This window comes from Shinella sp. S4-D37, from assembly GCF_040812195.1.
Classification (GTDB): Bacteria; Pseudomonadota; Alphaproteobacteria; order Rhizobiales; family Rhizobiaceae; genus Shinella.
In genome coordinates this window covers 319,150-337,688 of sequence record NZ_JBFNXL010000005.1, presented here as the reverse complement: position 1 = coordinate 337,688, position 18,539 = coordinate 319,150, and the positions used below count along the sequence as shown (strand labels likewise).

General features: G+C 66.6%; 17 protein-coding genes. 5 read left to right on the top strand and 12 right to left on the bottom strand.

What is annotated here, in order from left to right:
- Positions 1 to 191: 191 nt before the first annotated feature.
- The 4 genes from AB3G45_RS09105 (at position 192) to AB3G45_RS09090 (ending at position 3,057) form a co-directional block, all read left to right on the top strand.
- Positions 192 to 1,211, top strand: a complete 1,020-nt coding sequence (locus tag AB3G45_RS09105) for a LacI family DNA-binding transcriptional regulator (RefSeq protein ID WP_367830240.1) — start codon at positions 192 to 194, stop codon at positions 1,209 to 1,211.
- A gap of 145 nt (positions 1,212 to 1,356) precedes the next feature.
- Positions 1,357 to 1,731 carry a hypothetical protein gene (locus AB3G45_RS09100; protein ID WP_367830239.1) on the top strand — a complete coding sequence of 125 codons (375 nt, stop codon included), beginning with the start codon at positions 1,357 to 1,359 and terminating at the stop codon, positions 1,729 to 1,731.
- Entirely contained in the window at positions 1,715 to 2,281 is a 567-nt protein-coding gene (locus tag AB3G45_RS09095) for an RNA polymerase sigma factor (protein ID WP_367830238.1), read from the top strand. The genes AB3G45_RS09100 and AB3G45_RS09095 overlap by 17 nt, the downstream gene beginning before the upstream one ends.
- The gene (locus AB3G45_RS09090; protein WP_367830237.1) at positions 2,278 to 3,057 is read left to right on the top strand and encodes an anti-sigma factor; all 780 of its coding nucleotides are present in this window, start codon (positions 2,278 to 2,280) and stop codon (positions 3,055 to 3,057) included. Before AB3G45_RS09095 ends, AB3G45_RS09090 begins: the two co-directional genes overlap by 4 nt.
- Positions 3,058 to 3,069: 12 nt before the next feature.
- Here AB3G45_RS09090 and AB3G45_RS09085 read toward each other — a convergent pair whose 3' ends face one another.
- Positions 3,070 to 4,371, bottom strand: coding sequence for a four-carbon acid sugar kinase family protein (locus tag AB3G45_RS09085; protein WP_367830236.1), 1,302 nt, complete (start codon positions 4,369 to 4,371; stop codon positions 3,070 to 3,072).
- Positions 4,372 to 4,374: 3 nt separating this feature from the next.
- A complete protein-coding gene (gene oiaX, locus AB3G45_RS09080) occupies positions 4,375 to 5,631 on the bottom strand; it encodes a 3-oxo-isoapionate-4-phosphate decarboxylase OiaX (protein WP_367830235.1) in 1,257 nt (418 codons plus the stop codon).
- A gap of 150 nt (positions 5,632 to 5,781) precedes the next feature.
- Here oiaX and AB3G45_RS09075 point away from each other — a divergent pair, with 150 nt between their 5' ends.
- Positions 5,782 to 6,498, top strand: coding sequence for a transcriptional regulator NanR (locus AB3G45_RS09075; RefSeq protein ID WP_367830234.1), 717 nt, complete (start codon positions 5,782 to 5,784; stop codon positions 6,496 to 6,498).
- Between the two features lie 3 nt (positions 6,499 to 6,501).
- Here AB3G45_RS09075 and AB3G45_RS09070 read toward each other — a convergent pair whose 3' ends face one another.
- The 10 genes from AB3G45_RS09070 to AB3G45_RS09025 all read right to left on the bottom strand — a co-directional run bounded on the left by AB3G45_RS09070 (position 6,502) and on the right by AB3G45_RS09025 (position 18,519).
- Positions 6,502 to 8,370 carry a hypothetical protein gene (locus tag AB3G45_RS09070; protein ID WP_367830233.1) on the bottom strand — a complete coding sequence of 623 codons (1,869 nt, stop codon included), beginning with the start codon at positions 8,368 to 8,370 and terminating at the stop codon, positions 6,502 to 6,504.
- Positions 8,367 to 9,401, bottom strand: a complete 1,035-nt coding sequence (locus tag AB3G45_RS09065; RefSeq protein WP_367830232.1) for a Gfo/Idh/MocA family protein — start codon at positions 9,399 to 9,401, stop codon at positions 8,367 to 8,369. The genes AB3G45_RS09070 and AB3G45_RS09065 overlap by 4 nt, the downstream gene beginning before the upstream one ends.
- A gap of 2 nt (positions 9,402 to 9,403) precedes the next feature.
- Complete coding sequence (locus tag AB3G45_RS09060) at positions 9,404 to 10,471, bottom strand: ABC transporter permease (RefSeq protein ID WP_367833544.1); 1,068 nt, start codon at positions 10,469 to 10,471, stop codon at positions 9,404 to 9,406.
- Positions 10,471 to 12,015, bottom strand: a complete 1,545-nt coding sequence (locus AB3G45_RS09055) for a sugar ABC transporter ATP-binding protein (RefSeq protein ID WP_367830231.1) — start codon at positions 12,013 to 12,015, stop codon at positions 10,471 to 10,473. Before AB3G45_RS09055 ends, AB3G45_RS09060 begins: the two co-directional genes overlap by 1 nt.
- Position 12,016: 1 nt before the next feature.
- Positions 12,017 to 12,655: a DUF2291 family protein gene (locus AB3G45_RS09050; RefSeq protein ID WP_367830230.1), complete on the bottom strand. Its 639-nt coding sequence runs from the start codon at positions 12,653 to 12,655 to the stop codon at positions 12,017 to 12,019.
- Positions 12,656 to 12,725: 70 nt separating this feature from the next.
- Positions 12,726 to 13,667 carry a D-ribose ABC transporter substrate-binding protein gene (locus AB3G45_RS09045; protein WP_024271314.1) on the bottom strand — a complete coding sequence of 314 codons (942 nt, stop codon included), beginning with the start codon at positions 13,665 to 13,667 and terminating at the stop codon, positions 12,726 to 12,728.
- A 103-nt stretch (positions 13,668 to 13,770) separates the two neighbouring features.
- Complete coding sequence (locus AB3G45_RS09040) at positions 13,771 to 14,598, bottom strand: phosphogluconate dehydrogenase C-terminal domain-containing protein (RefSeq protein WP_367830229.1); 828 nt, start codon at positions 14,596 to 14,598, stop codon at positions 13,771 to 13,773.
- Positions 14,599 to 14,826: 228 nt separating this feature from the next.
- Positions 14,827 to 16,527 carry a dihydroxyacetone kinase family protein gene (locus AB3G45_RS09035; RefSeq protein ID WP_367830228.1) on the bottom strand — a complete coding sequence of 567 codons (1,701 nt, stop codon included), beginning with the start codon at positions 16,525 to 16,527 and terminating at the stop codon, positions 14,827 to 14,829.
- A 72-nt stretch (positions 16,528 to 16,599) separates the two neighbouring features.
- Positions 16,600 to 17,439 carry a DeoR/GlpR family DNA-binding transcription regulator gene (locus tag AB3G45_RS09030; protein ID WP_367830227.1) on the bottom strand — a complete coding sequence of 280 codons (840 nt, stop codon included), beginning with the start codon at positions 17,437 to 17,439 and terminating at the stop codon, positions 16,600 to 16,602.
- Positions 17,440 to 17,571: 132 nt separating this feature from the next.
- On the bottom strand, positions 17,572 to 18,519 hold the full coding sequence (locus AB3G45_RS09025; protein WP_367830226.1) for a D-ribose ABC transporter substrate-binding protein: 948 nt from the start codon (positions 18,517 to 18,519) through the stop codon (positions 17,572 to 17,574).
- Positions 18,520 to 18,539 lie beyond the last annotated feature (20 nt).

The window sequence follows — 18,539 nt, the reverse complement described above, 5'->3', positions numbered from 1 at the left end:
AAGCGCAGATCATCGTTCGCCGCGGCCGCGCCGCAACGTCCGGTTCGTCGATGCTCCATCTGACACCTCCCTTGGGTCAGTCTTGCTGTTCAGGCAAATTCATCGATGGAGCACGCTTGCTCAATCGATGAAGCAAGAATTGCCACCAAACGCCATTGGTGTCAAGGTGGCTCACGAAACGGAGATGACATGTGAAGCGGACGACGCAGACGAAAAGGACGACCATCTACGATCTGGCAGAGCTGGCGGGCACCTCGGCGAGCGCCGTCAGCGCGATTCTCAACGGCAACTGGAAGAAGCGGCGCATCAGCGTCAAGCTGGCCGAGAAGATCACGAAACTCGCCGAGGAGCAGGGCTACGCGCTCAACATGCAGGCGAGCGTGCTGCGCCGCGACCGCTCGAAGATCATCGGCATGATCGTGCCGAAATACGACAACCGCTATTTCGCCTCGATCGTCGAGCAGTTCGAGATGCTCGCGCGCGCGCGCGGGCTCTTTCCCATCATCACCTGCACGCAGCGCGACCCGGCGCTGGAGGTGGAGGCGGCGCGCGCCATGCTGTCCTACCAGGTCGACTGCCTGGTCGCGACGGGCGCCACCGACCCGGACCGCATCGTCGACCTCTGTGCCGCCGCCGGCGTGCGCACCATCAATCTCGACCTTCCGGGCTCGCGCGCGCCCTCCATCATCTCGGACAATTACGGCGGCGCGCTGGAGCTGACGCGCCGTGTGCTCGCCAATTGCGAGCGGGAGTTCGGTGAGAAGAGCCCCCTGCTCTTCGTCGGCGGCCGCGGCAGCGACCACAACACGATGGAGCGCGTGCGAGGCTTCCGCGATGCGCATGGCGAGGCGGGCGTGCCGGTGGACGAGACGCTGGTGATGACCTGCGGCTACGCCCCCGAGAAGGCGGAGAACGCCATGAAACTGCTCGCCGAGCGCAAGAACCCGCTGCCGCGCGGCATGTTCGTCAACTCCACCATTTCGCTGGAAGGCGTCATGCGCTGGATCCGCCGTTCCGGCCACTATGCCGACCGGGTGCCCCAGCTCGGCTGTTTCGACTGGGACCCCTTCGTCGCCATGCTCGGCGATCATATCGAGATGGTGCGGCAGGACGTGCCGAAAATGCTGGAGGCCGTGTTCGGCATCATCGATTCCGGCGCAACGGATCCCACCGTCGTGCAGATTCCGCCCATCGTCGAGAAGATCGGCTGACGCAACCGGCCTCGGCGACGAGGCGGCCAGCGAACCACCCTGCTTCTTTTCAGTTCTTTTTCCGAACGGGAGGGAATAATCCGGCCGGTGCCGGTGTCTTGGCAGGGGCGGCTGAGGAAAGTCGCCGTAACGATGGGAGACGACCATGAAGTTCCTAGTCCTCGTGCCATTCGCCGTCGCGACCCTTGCCGGCACGGCTTTCGCCGCCGAACCGTTCACCACCGTCAAGACCGACAAGGGCGAGGTGCTTGCCGGCGAGAAGGGCATGACCCTCTACACCTTCAAGAACGACCAGCCCGGCACCTCCAACTGCTACGACAAATGCGCGACGAACTGGCCGCCGGCCATCGCCGCTTCCGATGCGACAGCGGAGGGTGCATACTCCCTCGTCACCCGCAAGGACGGGGCGAAGCAATGGGCCAAGGACGGCATGCCGCTCTACTACTGGATCAAGGACATGAAGGAAGGCGATACGACCGGCGACGGCGTGAACGGCGTCTGGGATGTCGCCAAGCCCTGACGCCCACGACGCCGGGGCGGGCAGCGGACGGGAGGGCACGCCCTCCCCGCCCCTTTCCTTCGAGGCCGAGATCCTTGCCCTGCTGCCGCAGCTCCGGCGCTATTCCCGCAGCCTGACGCGATCAGATGCGGAGAGCGAGGACCTGTTGCAGGACTGCGTCGAGAAGGCCCTGAGCCACCGGGCGCAATGGCGCGGCGCGAACATTCGCGCCTGGGCCTACCGGATCATGACCAACCTGCACCTCAATGCCCGCCGTGCCGTCGCCCGCCGCCCCTCCGTCGGCATCGAGGCGGCCAAAAGCGTTGCCGAAAGCGCCCCTCCCTCCGATCCGCTGGCGCGGAACCGGCTGGTGCAGGCGCTCGACACCCTGCCGAAGGAGGCGCGGGCCGTGCTGATGCTGGTCGCCGTCGAGGGCCGCAGCTATCAGGAGGTCGCCGATATCCTGGAGGTCCCGGTCGGCACCGTCATGTCGCGCCTGTCGCGCGCCCGGCAGATGCTGCGCGAGAAGCTGCTGGCCGAAAACGTCATCCACCTGCGGAGCCCCCGATGAGCGAGAGCCGCCCCGTGACCGAAACGGACCTGCACGCCTATGCCGACGGCTTACTGGACGAAGCCGGACGCGCACGCGTGGAAAGCCATCTCGCCCGCGACCCGGAAGCCGCGCGGCTGGTGGCCGACTGGCAGGCGCAGAACGACAGCCTGAGGGACGCCTTCGCTGCCCATGCCGCCGCCCGCCCCTCCGATATCGCACTCGTCGCCGGCCGCCCGGCCGTTGCAAAGCCCGCCGCGCCGCGCCTTGCCCTGGCGGCCGCGGCCATGCTTCTCTTCGTGCTCGGCGGCCTTGCCGGCCATTTCGGCCCGATGCTCCTCGAAAAGACCCCGGCGGTGACGGCGATGGATGCCCTGCCCCGCGAGGCGCGCAACGCCTATCTCGTCTATGCGGGCGAGGTGCGTCATCCCGTCGAGGTCTTCGCCGACCAGGAGGCGCATCTGGCGCGCTGGCTGGGAAAGCGCCTCGCGATCGACGACCTGAAGGTCCCCGACCTTACGGCGATCGGCTTCAGGCTGGTGGGCGGGCGCCTGCTGCCCGTCACCGACAAGCCGGGCGCCCTGTTCATGTACGAGGACGAGGCCGGCCGGCGCGTCACGGTCCTCGTCGCCCGCAACGGCGAGAACCGCACGACGAGCTTCCGCTTCGCCGCCGCCAATGGCGTGGAGACCTTCTACTGGATCGACGGCGACCTCGGCTATGCGGTGACCGGCGACATTTCCCGCGAGCGGCTCCAGCAGATCGCGGAGGAATGCTACCGGCAATTCCCGACCTGAGGCGAGCGCAAATCAGGCCCGGCCGGCGCGGATCATCGAGAAATAGTCGTCGCCGCCGACCTGTCCGCCCTTCAGGGCGATCTCCAGGCCGTCCGCCGCCCCGCCATGGGCGATGCACAGCGGCGAACCCGGCGTCTGCGGCAGCGGCATCTTCAGCGTCAGCGCCGCGATGCCCATCTCGCCGAGCGCATGGCTGGACGTATCGCCCCCCGCCACGACCGCACGGGTAAGTCCGGCGCACGCGACGAGTTCCGACTGGATGCGCCCGAGTGCACGGCCGAGGCGGTGACGGGCGCCCGTCGCGGTATCGAGCTCCCCGCCGCGGTCCGCCGCAGGCCCGAGCGCGGTGTAGAGCACGACGCTGCGCCCCTCTTGCAGGGCCGCAAGGCCGCTCTCGACCGCCGCCACCACCGCCGCCCCGTTTTCCTCGCCCGACAGGGCGAGAGGATCGAGCGTGACGCCGGCAAAGCCGTTTTCCAGCGCATGGCGGATCTGCCGCTCGGTGGTAGGCGAGACGCTGCCCGAGACGACCGCGATGCGGTCCACCGGCCCGGCCGCGGGGAAGGCGGGCCTTTCCCCGATCAGGCCTTCGTCCCGCCAGGCCGGGATCAGGGCATATTCGAGGCCGGAGGAGCCGCAGACAAAGCGGCTCTCCCCGCGCAGCCGGTTCCAGAGCAATGCGCCGGCGGCGGCCTGCGTCGCCGCGTCGAGCACGTCGATGAGCAGGATATCGGCCTCCTCGGGTGGCAGGCCGGCCGACAGCACGACCGTGTCGAGAAGGGCGGAGGAAAGCGCCGTCTGCCGCGAAAGGTGCAGCAGCAGGTTGGCCTCGTGCATCGGCGTCACCGGGTGGCGCGCCATGACCGGGTGGCGATCGATGCGATAGTTGCGCCCCTGATAGGCCGCGAAGAGCTCGCCGAAGGCCGTGTAGCGCCGGATCTGCGGCGCGCCGACGATGAGCGGCACGCATGCCTTGCCGAAGACGGCGCGGCCGATCTCGATGGCCCGGCCGATATTGCCGACATGCGGGGCGGAATCGAAGGTCGAGCAGACCTTGTAGTGGCAAAGCGCGGCATCGAGCGTCTTCAGCCATTCGAAGGCGGCGCGAAGATGCACGTCCATCCAGTCCGGCGTCTCGCTGCGGCTGGTGCCGGCAAGACCGAAGGCCCGCGCCCCGGCGAACCGCGCCAGGAGGTCGGCATCCGGCACGTCGAGGAAGAGCACGGTCTCCACGCCGTTCGAGGCGAGCGCCTCCATGACGTCGGTCGAGCCGGTGAAATCGTCGCCGTAATAGCTGATGAGGGGTCGTGTCATGCTCTACGCCGCCTTGCCGTCGGCGAATTTCGCTATGGATTGCGCCAGTTCGGGATGGTCCTTGGCATAGGTCTCCAGCGGCACGCCCGCCACGGCCGCCTCCCAGGCCTGCTTCACCGCCTTCACGCCCGCCCCCGGCCCGCCGGGATGGCTGACGATGCCGCCGCCGCACAGGTAGAGCAGGTCCGTCGAGCCGCCCGTCGCCGCGATCGTGTCCGGCGCCTGCCCGCCCCACTGGCCCGAGCAGACGACCGGCAGCGCCACGTCCTTTTGCGAGAACAACGGCATACTGACAGCCTTGTAGGAGCGCACGAAGCTCTCGTCGGGCTCCCAGTATTTCACGCGGATGCCGTTGATCTGGAACTGGTCGACGCCGAGCAACCGCCAGAACTGCTGCCAGAGGGAGAATTCGAAGCCGAGGCCGGCATGGCGCGTCAGGATGTCCCAGCCGTTGCGGTGGGCGTGCAGCACGAGGCCGGAACGCTTACGCAGGAAGGAAAGGCCGCCGAAGCCGATGGAATTGATGTTGACGACGGCGCAATTGCCGCCGGCCGCGAGCACCAGGTCATGGTTGCGCATCATCTCGTCGGGATCGGCATGGCTGATGCCGAAGGCATACATCACCTTCTTGCCGGTCTTCTGCTCATGGTCGAGGATCTTCGGCATGATCGTCGCCACGCGGTCCTTCAGCGGCGAATAGGCCGGGCTCATCAGCTTTTCATCGTCCTTGATGAAATCGACGCCCGCCTCGATCAGTTCGCCGACCATCTCGGCCGTCTCGTGCGGGCGCAGGCCGAGCGCCGGCTTGACGATGGTGCCGATGATCGGCCGGTCTTTCACGCCCGTCAGCGCGAAACTGCCGGGAACGCCGAATTGCGGGCCGGGATGGGCCGCGGCGAATTCCGGCGGAAGCTGCATGTCGACGATGCGGATGCCCGTCAGCCCCTTGATGGAGAAGACGCCGCCGATGGCGATGGTCATCAGCGCCGAAAGGTCGGTGCCGACCGCATCCATCGGGAAATCGATATCCACATCCGCACGGTTGAACTGCGTCGCGCTCCCCGCTTCGTCCGGAAAGGAGGCGCGATCGGCGGGCGGCAGGGGACGGACGGCGGCGACACGCGCCGCGACGCGGGCTTTCAGTTCCTCCGTCTCGCCCGGCAGGGCTACGAAGGTGCCGGTCGACTGGTCGCTGGCGATCTTCATCGCCATCGCCTCGGGCGAACCCGATGTCTCTATCCGATACGTCAGACGGATCACGTTTTCTCCTCCCGTTCGTGCCGCAATAAGCTTGTGAAAGCGCGATAACTGGTATAATGAGTATTTATGTTATTGCAAGCCGGCATTCGCGAAAGCTGTTGCGGCCGGCGAACTTGATGCATATTCAAACCTGTCGAAACCAGGTGTCCCATGAACGTCGCTTCCGAACCGATCGTCCGCAAGAAACTCTCCGACGAAGTCTTCGCCCGGCTGAAGCACATGATCGAGACCGGCGAATTGAAGGCCGGCGACGACATGCCCTCCGAGCGCGAGCTTATGGAGCGCTACGGCGTCGGCCGCCCGGCCATCCGCGAAGCGATGCAGGCGCTCGCCGGCAAGGGCCTGGTCGAGATTTCGCAGGGCGAGCGCGCCAAGGTGCTGCGCATCACCGCCGAATCCATCATCCGCCAGGTCGACCTGCCGGCCAAGCTCATGCTCTCCGGCTCCTCGGACACGCTGGAGCACCTGAAGAGCGCCCGCATCTTCTTCGAGCGCGGCATGATCCGCGAGGCGGCCACCAAGGCGACCCCCGCCCATATCGCCGACCTGCGCGCCCTGCTCGACAAACAGAAGGAAAGTCTTGGCGATGCCGATGCGTTCATCGACGCGGACATGGCGTTCCACCAGTTGATCGCGCAGATTTCCGGCAACCCGATCTTCGCAGCGGTCAGCGGCGCCATGCTGGGCTGGTTGAAGTCCTATCATACGGAAATGCTCATCTGGACGGGCCGCGAGAATTTCACGCTGGCCGAACACGAGGAAATCATCCGCGCCATCGAGAAGGGCGATGCCGACCGCGCCGAAAGGGCGATGATCAAGCATCTCGAACGCTCCCGTGCGCTCTATGCCCTCAAGGGGCACAAATAAGGCTCACCGCAGGATCTCGACCACCCCATAGGGCGGCAGGCCGATCCGCCCGGCCGCCGGCAGGTCCGCACCCTTGCCGTCGATGACCGATACCCTGCACGGCAGCGCCGGAAGGACCACCGCCTGCACCTGCGGCGTGATGTTCGCCAAAAGCAGTCGGTCGGCCGTCGCAAGGCCCAGCACCGCCTCCGGACGGGACGTCTCGACGGCGACCGCCGCCCCGCCCGCAAGGCTGCCGAGCGCCGCCAGCACATGCGCGAGGGGCCGCAACCCGCCCGCGGGCGTCGCTTCCCCCTCGCCCGCCACGAGCCCGAAGGGCCCGGCCAGCGTCGACAGCGCCAGGACTTCCAGGCCGGCCGGGGCGACCGTCGCGGCATAGGCCAGCGTCCAGGCGGCGCCGAAGGCGCCGTTGTGGCGGGGATCGACATTCGCCATAGGGATACGGCCGCCGGCCGGATTGTCCTTGGTCGCGCTGCCATAGGGGTTCTGCCGCATGGCGATCGTCGAGGGGCCGATGCGGTAAGGCTTGTCGCCATAGAGCGCGCGCACCGAGCCGACCACGAAGCGCAGCGCCTCGAAGGTCTGCATGACGGAGAGATCGTCGGCCGCGTGCACGATCGGATTGGTGCAATGGCTGATATAGTCCAGCCTTTCGCCCGGCACGCGCTTGCGGTTGAGTTCGGTGAAATAGCTCATCATGCCGCCGCCGAGGGGCACGCCCGGAAAGGCTGCTCGCGCCGCGGCATAGACCGCCGCGAGCGGCGGGCATTCCGGCCAGGCGCTGCCGGGCGGCGTCGATTGCCGGTCCACGGCGGGGGAGACGAACAGCGTGTCGAGGACAAGCCCTGCCTCGCCGACAAACCCGGCAATGCCGGCCATCTCCTCATCGAGCGGGCCGCGGCACGGCACGGCAAGCTCCAGCGTCACCTTGAGGCCGGAGCGCGCGGCGATCTCCGCATATCCCCGCAATGCCTCGATGCCGTGCCCCGCGACAGGATCGAAATGGGCGATCAGGTGCCGCGCGCCAATCGTTTCCAGCACGGCGAGCGCAGCGCGCTCCCCGGCAAGGCATTCCGGCCGGAGCCCGACGCCGATCTCGGGGAACCGGCGCGTCGTCGGCACCAGTCTCAGCGAAACGGCGTCGCCCGCGCCGGCGGCGGGCGCAGCGCCCGCCTCCGCCTCGATCCTGACGGAGATCGCCTGGCGGAACGGTTCGTTCTTCGGCACGCGATAGGGCCAGGGCAGCGCCAGCGGCCGCACATAGGTCTTGTAGGACCCGTCGGTCCAGTTGCGCTGGTCCTCCATCTCGAACACATCGCCGGAAAAATCCGTCGTCGCCGTGATGCCGGGCGCAACGCGATGGGTGATGGCGGCGATCTCCTTGAAGGGTTGCCACGGCTCGATCCGGTCGGGCCAGCAGGCCTTTTCGACGCTGCCGTCGCCATGGCGCACCTTAACCGGCGCGCCCGCGACGCCGACCACCGGATGCAGCACGACGAAGCCGGCGCGGGCGGTTTCGAAATCGGCGTCGCTGACGCAGTCGGCGGAGAAGGTCACGCCGCCGGCACTGCCGGCGATCGAGATGGCGCAGTCGAGATGGGCGCCGGAGGGCGCGCTGAAGCGGGCGTCGTAGCGAACGGAGAAGCCCGCCGTCGTCTCTTCGACCGCAAGATTGGCGATGGCGGCGCCGCAGGTGCCCCAATCCTTGTCTCGCACGAGGAAGGCGACGGCGCGCAGCACCTCATGGCCGCGAAACCGCAGGGTGCGCAGATTGCCGTCCTGAAGCTCCACGCTCACGTCGCCGGCCGAAAGCGTCCGGCTTTCCGGCTCGCGCTCGCTCGTGCCGTAGAGGCGGAGCAGGTCCCCGCTCATCCGAGGAGATCCTTGAGGGCGACCGTCTCGCCGCGCTCGGCGCTGAGATAGGCCGCCTCGACCAGTGCGAAGGTCTTGAGATTGTCGCGGCCGGACGTGTCCGGCTCCCGGCCCGCGACCAGCCGCTCGGCCCAGTGTTTCTGGATGAGCGCGACGCTCTCCTGGATATTGTGCCAGGGCCGCGACGCCCAGAGCAGAAGGTTCGGCGCGACGATGCTTTCCGTGGTGCCGCCCGGTCCATGGACCGTCAGCCTGTAGCCCTTGCCGAGCCGCAGCGTGCCGTTGCTACCGTCGATCTCGACGAAGGTTTCCGGGAAGGGTTCTTCCGGCAGCTTCGTCGCGTAGCTGACGTCGACGATCGAGGTGATGCCGCCCTCGTGGTCGAGCAGCATGGTGGCCACGTCCTCGCCGGCAATGTCGGGGTTGATGCGGCGCGTGCGGGCGGTCATGCGGTCGGCATCGCCGAAGAGGAAGCGGGCGATGTCGAGGGAATGGATGCCGAGGTCCTCGATGATGAAGCGCTTGCCGCGGGCGAGATAGGGCTGGCCCGAGAAGACGTCGAAGCCGGAGCGGAAGGAGACCCGGCCCCAGAAGGGCGTGCCGATCGCCCCGCTGTCGAGCGCGGCCTTGACGGCGAGGATCGGCGTCTGCCAGCGGAAGTTCTCGTGGATCATCAGCGGAACGCCGGCCGCCTCCATGGCGGCGACCATGGCCTTGGCATCCTCCAGCGTCGGCGCGAACGGCTTCTGGCAGATCGCGGGCACCTTGTGGCTTGCCGCAAGCTCGACCAGCGCGCGGTGGCTGCCGACCGTCGTGGCGATATCGACGAAGTCGAAGCCGCCGTCGGCAAACATGTCGTCCGCCGACCGGTAGCGCCTCGTCACGCCGAACTGGTCGCCGACGATGCCGAGCCGCTCCGCATCGCGGTCGCAGATCGCCACGATCTCGACGTCGGCGAGATCCTGCCAGCCATGCATCTGGTTGACGGCGAAGAAGCCGCAGCCGATCAACGCACCCTTCGTCTTCGCCATGCTCAGCCCGCCTTCGCCATCTGCATCAGGGTGACGCGCTGCTGGAGCCGGCGCTGGGCCTGGTCCACCACCACGGCCACGATGATCACGAGGCCCTTGATCACCATCTGCCAGAAGGAACTGACCCCCATCATCACCAACCCGTCCGAGAGAATGCCGATCACGAAGGCGCCGATGATCGTGCCGCCGATCGTGCCGCGCCCGCCCGACATGGATGTACCACCAAGAACGGCCGCCGCAATGGCGTTGAGTTCGAGATTGGTGCCGGTCGCCGGGTGCGAGGCCATCAGTTCGGAGGAGATGATGAGGCCGACGATCGCCGCGCAGAAGCCGGAGAACATGTAGACGAACATTTTTACGCGGTTGACGCGGATGCCGGACATGCGCGAGGCGCGCTCATTGCCGCCGACTGCGAAGATGTGCCGGCCGAGGGGAACGAAGCGGGCGAAATAGGCAGCGCCCAATGCGACGACGATCAGTATCCACACGGAAACAGGCAGGCCGAGGATCGAGCCGGAGCCGAGATAGGAAAAGCCCTGGTTGCCGAGGTCCTCGCGGCCCGTCAGATTGGGCAGGGTCTGGCCGTCGGAATAGAGCAGCGCCATGCCGCGCGCCACATAGAGCGTGCCGAGCGTCGCGATGAAGGGCGCGACGTTGAGCCGGGTGATGAGCAGGCCGTTGACCGCGCCGATCAGGATGCCGACGGCCATGACGATGATCGCGACCTCGACGATGTTGAAATAGACGGTGTAGCCGAGTGGCAGCGCCACGCCGTACATGATGAGGCCGCCGGCGATCATGCCGCAGAGGCCGACGATCGAGCCGACCGAAAGGTCGATGCCGCCGGTGATGATGACGAAGGTCATGCCGATCGCGAGGAAGGCGTTCTGCGTCGCGTGCTTCGACATCAGGATCATGTTCGCGGTCGACAGGAAGTTCGGCGCGAAGATCGAGAAGAAGATGATCACCGCGAAGAGCGCGATGAAGGTCCTCAGCTTCATGATCGTGAGCAGGGCGGCGCCCGTGGAGAGATGGTTGCCGGCGGCGGCAGTGTGCGTTGCTGTCGTCATCACGCATGCATCCTTTTGGTTTTATGTCCCTCCGCGGAGGCCGAAATCACCATGTCCTCGGTGGCGTCCTTGCGGTCCACCACCATCACCAGCCGGCCGTTGCTCATGACGGCGATGCGGTCGGAGAGCGCCATGACCTCTTCGAGGTCCGAGGTGGAGAAGAGGATGGCGAGCCCCTCGCCCGCCAGCCGCCGCATGGTGCGGAAGACGTCCGCCTTGGCCCCGACGTCGATGCCGCGGCTCGGTTCGTCCATCAAGAGCACCTTCGGCCCCGTCATCAGCGCCTTGCCGATGACGACCTTCTGCTGGTTGCCGCCGGACATGGAGGTGACGTCGAATTCCGGATTCTTCGCCTTGATCGAAAGGCTGCGGATCGCCTCCAGGATCGCCTTCTTCTCAAGCTTCAGGTCGATGTGGAAGCCACCCTTTAAAAACTGGCCGAGGCTCGCCATCGAGAGGTTGTCGGCAATCGACATGGATTGCACGAGGCCCTCGCGCTGCCGGTCCTCCGGGATCAGCGCCAGGCCCTCGCGGATGCGCCGGGTCGTGTCGCGTCCCTTCAGTTCCTCGCCCTCGACGAAGATTTTCCCCGTATAGTGCTCGTGCCGGCCGATGATGCATTCGAAGAGCTCGGAGCGCCCCGCGCCCATCAGCCCGTAGATGCCGAGAATCTCGCCCTTGCGCACGCCGATGGAGACATGGTCGACCGCATAGCCGCCCTGGGCGCGCGGCAGGCAGATGTTTTCCGTGCGGAAGACTTCCGCGCCCGGCTCGTGATCGACCTGCTTGGCGAAGTCCTTGGCGTCGGAACCGATCATCGAGCGGACGATCCAGCGCGTATCGATATCCTTGACCATGGCATGGCCGGTGATCTGGCCGTCCTTCAGGACGGTGATGTAGTCGCCGATGCGCATCAGCTCTTCCAGCCGGTGCGAGATGTAGACGATGGCGACGCCGCGCGCCTTGAGGTCGGCGATGACGCGGAAGAGCACGTCGACTTCCGCAGCGCTCAGCGCCGAGGTCGGCTCGTCCATGATGAGGATGCGCGTGTCGAGCGAGACGGCCCTGGCGATCTCGACGAGCTGCTGCTGGCCGATCGGCAGGTCTTCCGCGAGCGTATCGGCGGAAATGCCGGCTTCGAGGCGGTTCAGGAACTCGTTGGCCTTCTCCACCTGCGCCTTGTGGTCGATGCCGCGCAGGCCGCGGGTGATCTCGCGCGTCGCGAAGATGTTCTCGGCGACCGAGAGATTGCCGAAGAGGTTCAGCTCCTGGAAGACGATGCCGATGCCGTGGCGCACCGCATCGGAGGGGCTATCGAGATGGATGCGCTTGCCCTCCATCCAGATCTCGCCCAGCGTCGGCCGCTCGACGCCGGCGATGATGCGCATCATCGTCGACTTGCCGGCGCCGTTCTCGCCGACGAGCACGTTGACCGCGCCGCGCCGAAGCTTCAGGTCCGCCTTCTTCAGCGCCACGATGCCGGAATAGGCCTTGGTGATGTCTTTCAGTTCGAGGATGACGTCGCCGTCGTCGATGGCGCTCATGTCAGCCTCCGACGGTGATGGTGACGGGCACGAATTGCGGCAACTGGCCCTTGGCCGGCAGCGGATAGGCCCCCGTCGCCGTGATCGTCTTGCCGGTCAGGTTCTCGCGCGAAAGCTTTTCCAGCAGTGAACCGTTCACATGGGTGTTGAACGACTTGCCGTACTGCGCCCATTCGATCTGGTTCTTGAACTCGTTGAAATTCACGAATTTCAGGCTGTCGCGGATCGCCGTGCCGCGGATCGCCGGCCCGATCGAAACGCGCACATCCGCCTTTTTGTCGCCGTCGACGTCCACGTCGACATAGCCCGCCCGCGACTTCGTCTCTTCCGCGACGATCACGCCGTCGACCTTGGCCACGAAGGTCCAGGGCGCATTGCCCTGCTTTTCCTTATGGCCGTATTTTTCCGCGGCGGCATCGAGATCGCTCGCCGCAAGGGCGGAAACCTCCTGGAACGGGCCGGCGCGCTCCGCGATATAGGGCACGACCTTGGCGTCCCATATGTCGGCGACCAGCTTGTCCGGATCGAAGGCATTGGCCGCAGCCTGCCTCTGCTCGTCCTCGGTCTTGACGAACTTGCAGCCGCCGAGCGCCAGTGCGCCGGCAAGCAAAACCGGAAAGGCAGCCTGAAACCTCAGCATTCGCATTCTCCGTCATGAACAGAAATGCGAGGCGGGACCGCACCCCGCCTCGCACCCTCGCGGGGGAGGATTATTCCGCGAGCGCGAAGGTTTCGAGCTTGCCGGCGTTGTCAGCGGTGATGAGCACGCAGTCCATCAGCTGCTTTTCCTCGGCGGGCGCCTTGCCGGTCGTGATGTATTCGTGCGCCTGGGTGACGGCGAGCTGGGCCTGGGCGTAGGCCGGCTGCATGACGGTGGCCTTGATGCCGCCCGCCTTGATCGAGTCCCGCACGTCGTTCGAACCGTCGAAGCCGACGACGATGACATCCTTGCGGCCGGCGGCCTGCAGCGCGGCGATCGCGCCCATGGCCATGGTGTCGTTGCCGGCGATCACGCCCTGGATGTCCGGGTTCGCCTGAAGGATCGTCTCCATCTTGGAGTAGCCTTCGGTCTGGCTCCAGTTGGCCGACTGCTGGGCGACCATCTTCATGTCCGGATATTCGTCGATGACGTCGTGATAGCCCTTGGAGCGGATGCCGGCGTTAAGGTCGGCTTCACGGCCCAGCAGCTCGACATAGTTGCCCTTCTCGCCCATCAGCTTGACGAACTCCTCGGCGCCGAGCTGCGCGCCCTGGTAGTTGTTCGAGACGATCTGCGAGACGGCGACGCCCGTGGCGTTGATCTCGCGGTCGATCAGGAAGGAGGGAACGCCCGCGTCCTTGGCCTTCTGCACGGCGGCGATAGAGGCTTCCGAGCCGGCATTGTCGAGGATGATCGCCTTCGCGCCGCGGCCGATCGCCGTGTCGATGAGCTGCGACTGCTTGTTGGCGTCGTCATCGTGCACGAGGACCAGCGTCTCGTAGCCGAGTTCCTTGGCCTTCGCCTCGGCGCCGACGGCTTCCGCCTTGAAGAACGGGTTGTCGTGGCTCGGCGTGATGATGGCGATGAGATCGGCGGCGAAGGACGGCATGGCGACGCCAGCCGCCATGACGGCGGCGAAACCGACGGTGATCAGTCTACGGGTAATGTTCATCTTTTCCTCCCGGTTAGGCACCGGCGTCTCCAGCGGCCACTCCTCCATTGAAAATGGCCGCCCCGGTGCAAGTCGTTTCATCGGCGGGCGAACCCGCCGGCTATCAGGTGATACGCCGGATGCTGGCGGCGATCTCCTCGGGCTCGAACACGCGCTTCCAGTCGTCCTTCATCAGGACGGGCTTGCCGAACTCGATGGCCTTGTTGCAGGCATCGGAGAAGACGCCGGGCGTCTCCTCGAAGATGACGGCGCCGAGCACGTTCATGTGGCCGAGCAGGAAGTCGCGGGCGGCTTCCTTGGCGACGCCGCGCCGGACGCATTCGTCCATGGCTTCGCGCATGACGACGAGCAGCGAAGCGCAGACCGTCTCGGAAAGGCCGGGCTCCAGCAGCGCCATCTGCTCGACGGTGACGCGGTGCGAACGCATGACCGGCGCCCAGATGACCTTGGCGATCTCCTCGCCGAGCGCATAGGCCTCTTCCGGCCCCTGCATCAGCGCGGAAACGATATGCTGCTTGGCGGCAATGCCGCCGAAGAAATCACGCTTGGCAGCCGGATCCGTCTCGTCGTTGAAGATCGGCGGATGGCAGGGATGCGTGACGAAATAGGTGATATCCGCACGCGCCGGCAGATGGCCGGCGAAGGGCGCCGCGGCGTCGAGCACCACGATCATCGTGCCCGGCTTCAGCTTGTCGACGATGCCGGTCGCGACCTTGCCGATCGCCGTATCCGGAACCGCCAGGACGACGACATCGGCGCCGTCGAGGCCTTCATCGGCGGAAACGCAGGAGAGACCGAGATCGTCGGCGAGCCGCGCCTTGCCGGCCTCGCTCAGCTCGACATGGCGGACCTCGAAACGCGACCCCTTGAGATTCTTGGCAAGCCGATAGCCCATTTTGCCACCGGCACCGAACAACGCGATCGATGTCATCGAAGACCTCCCCTGAATGCGGCAGCCGGATCGCAGGTCCATCCGGCAGAAATTTCCTCCACCGGGCACCCGGCGTGAGCTTGTATCCCTCAACTGGTATAACATGTCAATAACTATGTCTCAGAATATGTGACGTCGAATAGACACGCCAAGGCCCCGCCCGGAAGGGAGCGGAGAGGCCCCAACGCAAGGGTTTGAAAAGGCGTGCTTTCGCGGCGGCAGCGCCCGTCAGAGCCGGCCGGCGACGGTCCGTGCGACGAGGGCCAGCGAGACGGCGCCGGCATCGGGATGACCGATGCTGCGCTCGGCGAGCGGGCGCGCCCGGCCGAGCCGGGGCGAAAGCGGCGCGGTCGCCTCGGCCGCCGCCGCGCAGGCGGTGCTGGCCTTCTGCCAGGCGTCCTTCCGGGAAAGCCCCTCGGCCGCTGCCGTCTCGAGCGCCGTGACGAAGGGCACGAAGGCATCGACAAGGGTCTTGTCGCCCGGCTTCGCCCCGCCGAGGCGCATCACGTCGTCCAGCGCCAGGCGGGCGCCGCGCACGATATCGGCGTCCTGCAAGGCCGTGGTGTCCGAAAAGGCCGAGCTCCAGGAGCGCAGCAGCAGGCCCCAGATGGCGCCGGAGGTTCCCCCGGCCCGGTCCGCCCAGGCATCGCCGGCGGCGGCAAGGGCGCTTTTCGCCCCGGCCCCGCCCGCCACCGCCTGGTGGATGGCATCGCGGGCGGCGGTCGCGCCGCGTCGCATGCCCTGGCCATGGTCGCCATCGCCGGCAAAGGCGTCGATGCGGCCGAGTTCGGCCTCCGCCTCCGCCAGGGCTACCACCATGGCGTCGAGAATGCCGGCCAGGCAGCGGGCGCTTTCGCGCGCGGCGCCGGAGGTCGGGCCGAAGGTCGGCGCCGCGTCCTCGGCCTCTTCCCGGACCAGGGCCGGCTGCGTCTCGAACGCCGCACCGCGGCGGAAGACCGGCGTGTCGCACGGGGCGAGCCAGAAGCGGTCCAGTTCCTCGTCGAGCCACATCACGGTCAGCGAACACCCCTGCATGTCGAGGCTGGTGACATATTCCCCGGCCTCGGGCGCGACGAGGTCGACGCCCTGCGCCTGCAGGCGCCTTTCGACCACGCCCCACAGCACGAACAGTTCCTCGTATTTGGTGGCGCCGAGGCCGTTGAGCAGCACGGCGGCGCGGCGCGCGCCGGCCGGGCGCTCGGCGAGCACGGTGTCCACGAGCAGCGCCGCGAGGTCGCTGGCGGGAACAATGCGCGCGTCTCGGATACCCGGCTCGCCATGAATGCCGAGGCCGAGCGCCATCATGCCTTCGGGCACGGTGAAGAGCGGCCCAGTCGCGCCCGGCAGCGTGCAGCCGCCGAAGGCAACGCCGAAGGAGAAGGTGCGGGCATTGGCAAGCCGCGTCACGCGCTCGACCTCGTCGAGGGAAAGCCCGGCCTCGGCGGCGGCGCCCGCCACCTTGAAGACGAGGAAATCGCCGGCGATGCCGCGCCGTGCCAGGTGCCGGTCCGCCGGCGCGCTCGCCACGTCGTCCGTGACGGTGACGATGCGCACGTCGATGCCTTCGGCCCGCAAGCGCTCCGCCGCCACGCCGAAATTCAGGACGTCGCCGGCATAGTTGCCGAAGCCGAGGAGAATGCCGCCGCCATGGTCGGCATTGCGGCAGACGCGGGCGACGGCGGCCGTCGAGGGCGAGGCGAAGATCTCGCCCGCCACCGCCGCATCCGCCATGCCCGGCCCGACATAGCCGGCAAAGGCCGGGTAATGCCCCGAACCGCCACCGACGACGACCGAGACCTTTCCGCGTGGAACCGCCGTGGAGCGCACGACGCCGCCCGTCACCAGCCGGACATAACGCCCGTAGACCCGCGAAAAGCCCGCGAGCGCGGACGAGGCGAAGCTTTCGGGATCATCGACGATCTTGGTCATAGGCGGTCCTCCTTGCGAGCGATCATGCCGCGAGGATGCAATATCGGCCGGGGAGAGGAAAGGGCAAAGGGCTCAGGCGGAGCGCTCGGCATCCGCCACGACGACGTTGATGCCGGCCGAGCGCATGCGCGACAAATGCGAGATCGGGATATCCTCGTCGACGACGACGGCGTCGAACTCCTGGAGCGTCGCGAAGTGATGCAGCGCGCGCCGTTCGAACTTGGTGTGGTCGGCGAGAAGCACGCGCCTTGAGGCGCTTTCGAACATCGCCCGCTTGGTTTCCACCGTTTCGGGCGACTGGTGATAGACGCCGTCGCCGACGATCGCCGAGAGCGACATGAACACGGTGTCGGCCCGAAGGCGGCGGATCTCGTTGGTGGTGATATGCCCCATGAAGGCATTGCACCAATTGTAGAACTGGCCGCCGAGACAGATGAGGTTGAGGTCGTTGACGTCCTTCAACTCGTTGATGAGCACGAGCGAATTGGTGATGACCGTCAAGGGCACCTTGGCCGGCAGGAAGGCGGTCATCTCGTGCACGGTGGTCGCGTCGTCGAGGAAGATCGCCTGGCCCGGCTCGACGAAACGCATCGCCGCCCGGGCGATCGCCTTCTTCTCCCTCGCCTGCTTCGTGGCGCGGTAGACGTCGGAGGATTCGATCAGGCTGGTGGGCGCCGCGGAGACGATGCCGCGCGTCTTGCGGAAGAGGCCGCGGCTGACCAGCTCGTCGACGTCGCGATGCGCCGTCATCAGGCTGATGCCGAAGCGTTCGGTCAGGTCCTCGATGCGCAGGGAGCCTTCGGCGATGACCGTCTCGGCGATCATCTGGCGGCGCACGAGCTGGCGCGCATGCCGGCTGTCGCTCGGCAGCTCTTCCGAAAGCAAATCCCTGACGTCGACTTTCTTGTTCACGGGGCGGACCCTGCCATGCTTCGAGGATAGCGTTTCGTATCTCGTACCGGGCGGCAAGGGAAATGCCAAGCGGAGCCGGGTCGCCCGCAATGCGAAAGGGAGCGCCCCGCAAAGGGCGCTCCCCGGTTCCGATTATTCGCTGAGGACGAACGGAGCAGTGTACTTGTCGACATTGTCCTTGGTGATCAGCAGGCAATCGAAAAGCTGCTTTTCGGTGTCGACGCCGGTGGAGCCGTTCTTGATCACGCTGTCGGCCTGCTTGACGGCGGCTTCCGAGAAGACGGCGACCGGCTGGAGCACGGTGTACTGCAGTTCGCCGGCCTTAATGGCGGCGACGGCATCCGGCGAGCCGTCGAAGCCGCCGACCTTGACCTGTTCCAGCTTGCCGGCTTCCTTCAGGGCCGCGATCGCGCCGAGCGCCATTTCATCGTTGCCGCTGATGACGCCGATGATGTCGGGGTTGGCCTGAAGCAGCGACTGCATCTTGGCGTGGCCCTTAGTGCGATCCCAGTCGGCGACTTCCTTGCCGGACTTTTCAAGGTCCGGATACTGCGTCAGGACTGTCTCGTAGCCGTTCGAGCGCGTCGCGGCGTTGTTGTCGGAAGGGGCGCCGAAGAGTTCGACATACTTGCCCTTGTCGCCGACCGCTTCGACCCACTGCTGCGCGCCGAGGGCGGCGCCCTGGGCGTTGTTCGAGACGAGCTGCGCCTTGGCAAGGCCCTCCTGGTTGATCTCGGCATTGACGAGAATGACCGGGATGCCGGCCGCGACGGCCTTCTTGACGGCGCCGACGGAACCGTCGGCGTTGGCCGGGTCGAGGATGATGGCGACCGACTTGTTGGTGATGGCCGTGTCGATCAGGTTGCTTTCGGTGTTGGTATCACCCTTGTGCGCGCCGACATTGGCCGTGTAGCCGAGGTCTTCGGCCGTCTTCTTGGCCACCTCGCCTTCCGTGAACCAATAGGGGTTCGACGGATCGTTGACGATGACCGTGATCAGGCCTTCGGCCCAGGCCGTGCTGAACAGCAGCGGCAGCGCGGCGGTCGCAGCGAAAAGTACACGCATTCCTTTTTTGAACATGGTCTCACTCCCTTGTTGAG

Bases quoted from the DNA above. Each gene is read 5' to 3' on its own strand.
- AB3G45_RS09100 (WP_367830239.1), top strand. From the start codon at position 1,357: ATGAAGTTCCTAGTCCTCGTGCCATTCGCCGTCGCGACCCTTGCCGGC.
- AB3G45_RS09095 (WP_367830238.1), top strand. From the start codon at position 1,715: ATGTCGCCAAGCCCTGACGCCCACGACGCCGGGGCGGGCAGCGGACGG.
- AB3G45_RS09090 (WP_367830237.1), top strand. From the start codon at position 2,278: ATGAGCGAGAGCCGCCCCGTGACCGAAACGGACCTGCACGCCTATGCC.
- AB3G45_RS09085 (WP_367830236.1), bottom strand. From the start codon at position 4,371: ATGACACGACCCCTCATCAGCTATTACGGCGACGATTTCACCGGCTCG.
- AB3G45_RS09075 (WP_367830234.1), top strand. From the start codon at position 5,782: ATGAACGTCGCTTCCGAACCGATCGTCCGCAAGAAACTCTCCGACGAA.
- AB3G45_RS09070 (WP_367830233.1), bottom strand. From the start codon at position 8,370: ATGAGCGGGGACCTGCTCCGCCTCTACGGCACGAGCGAGCGCGAGCCG.
- AB3G45_RS09065 (WP_367830232.1), bottom strand. From the start codon at position 9,401: ATGGCGAAGACGAAGGGTGCGTTGATCGGCTGCGGCTTCTTCGCCGTC.
- AB3G45_RS09060 (WP_367833544.1), bottom strand. From the start codon at position 10,471: ATGACGACAGCAACGCACACTGCCGCCGCCGGCAACCATCTCTCCACG.
- AB3G45_RS09055 (WP_367830231.1), bottom strand. From the start codon at position 12,015: ATGAGCGCCATCGACGACGGCGACGTCATCCTCGAACTGAAAGACATC.
- AB3G45_RS09050 (WP_367830230.1), bottom strand. From the start codon at position 12,655: ATGCTGAGGTTTCAGGCTGCCTTTCCGGTTTTGCTTGCCGGCGCACTG.
- AB3G45_RS09045 (WP_024271314.1), bottom strand. From the start codon at position 13,667: ATGAACATTACCCGTAGACTGATCACCGTCGGTTTCGCCGCCGTCATG.
- AB3G45_RS09040 (WP_367830229.1), bottom strand. From the start codon at position 14,598: ATGACATCGATCGCGTTGTTCGGTGCCGGTGGCAAAATGGGCTATCGG.
- AB3G45_RS09035 (WP_367830228.1), bottom strand. From the start codon at position 16,527: ATGACCAAGATCGTCGATGATCCCGAAAGCTTCGCCTCGTCCGCGCTC.
- AB3G45_RS09025 (WP_367830226.1), bottom strand. From the start codon at position 18,519: ATGTTCAAAAAAGGAATGCGTGTACTTTTCGCTGCGACCGCCGCGCTG.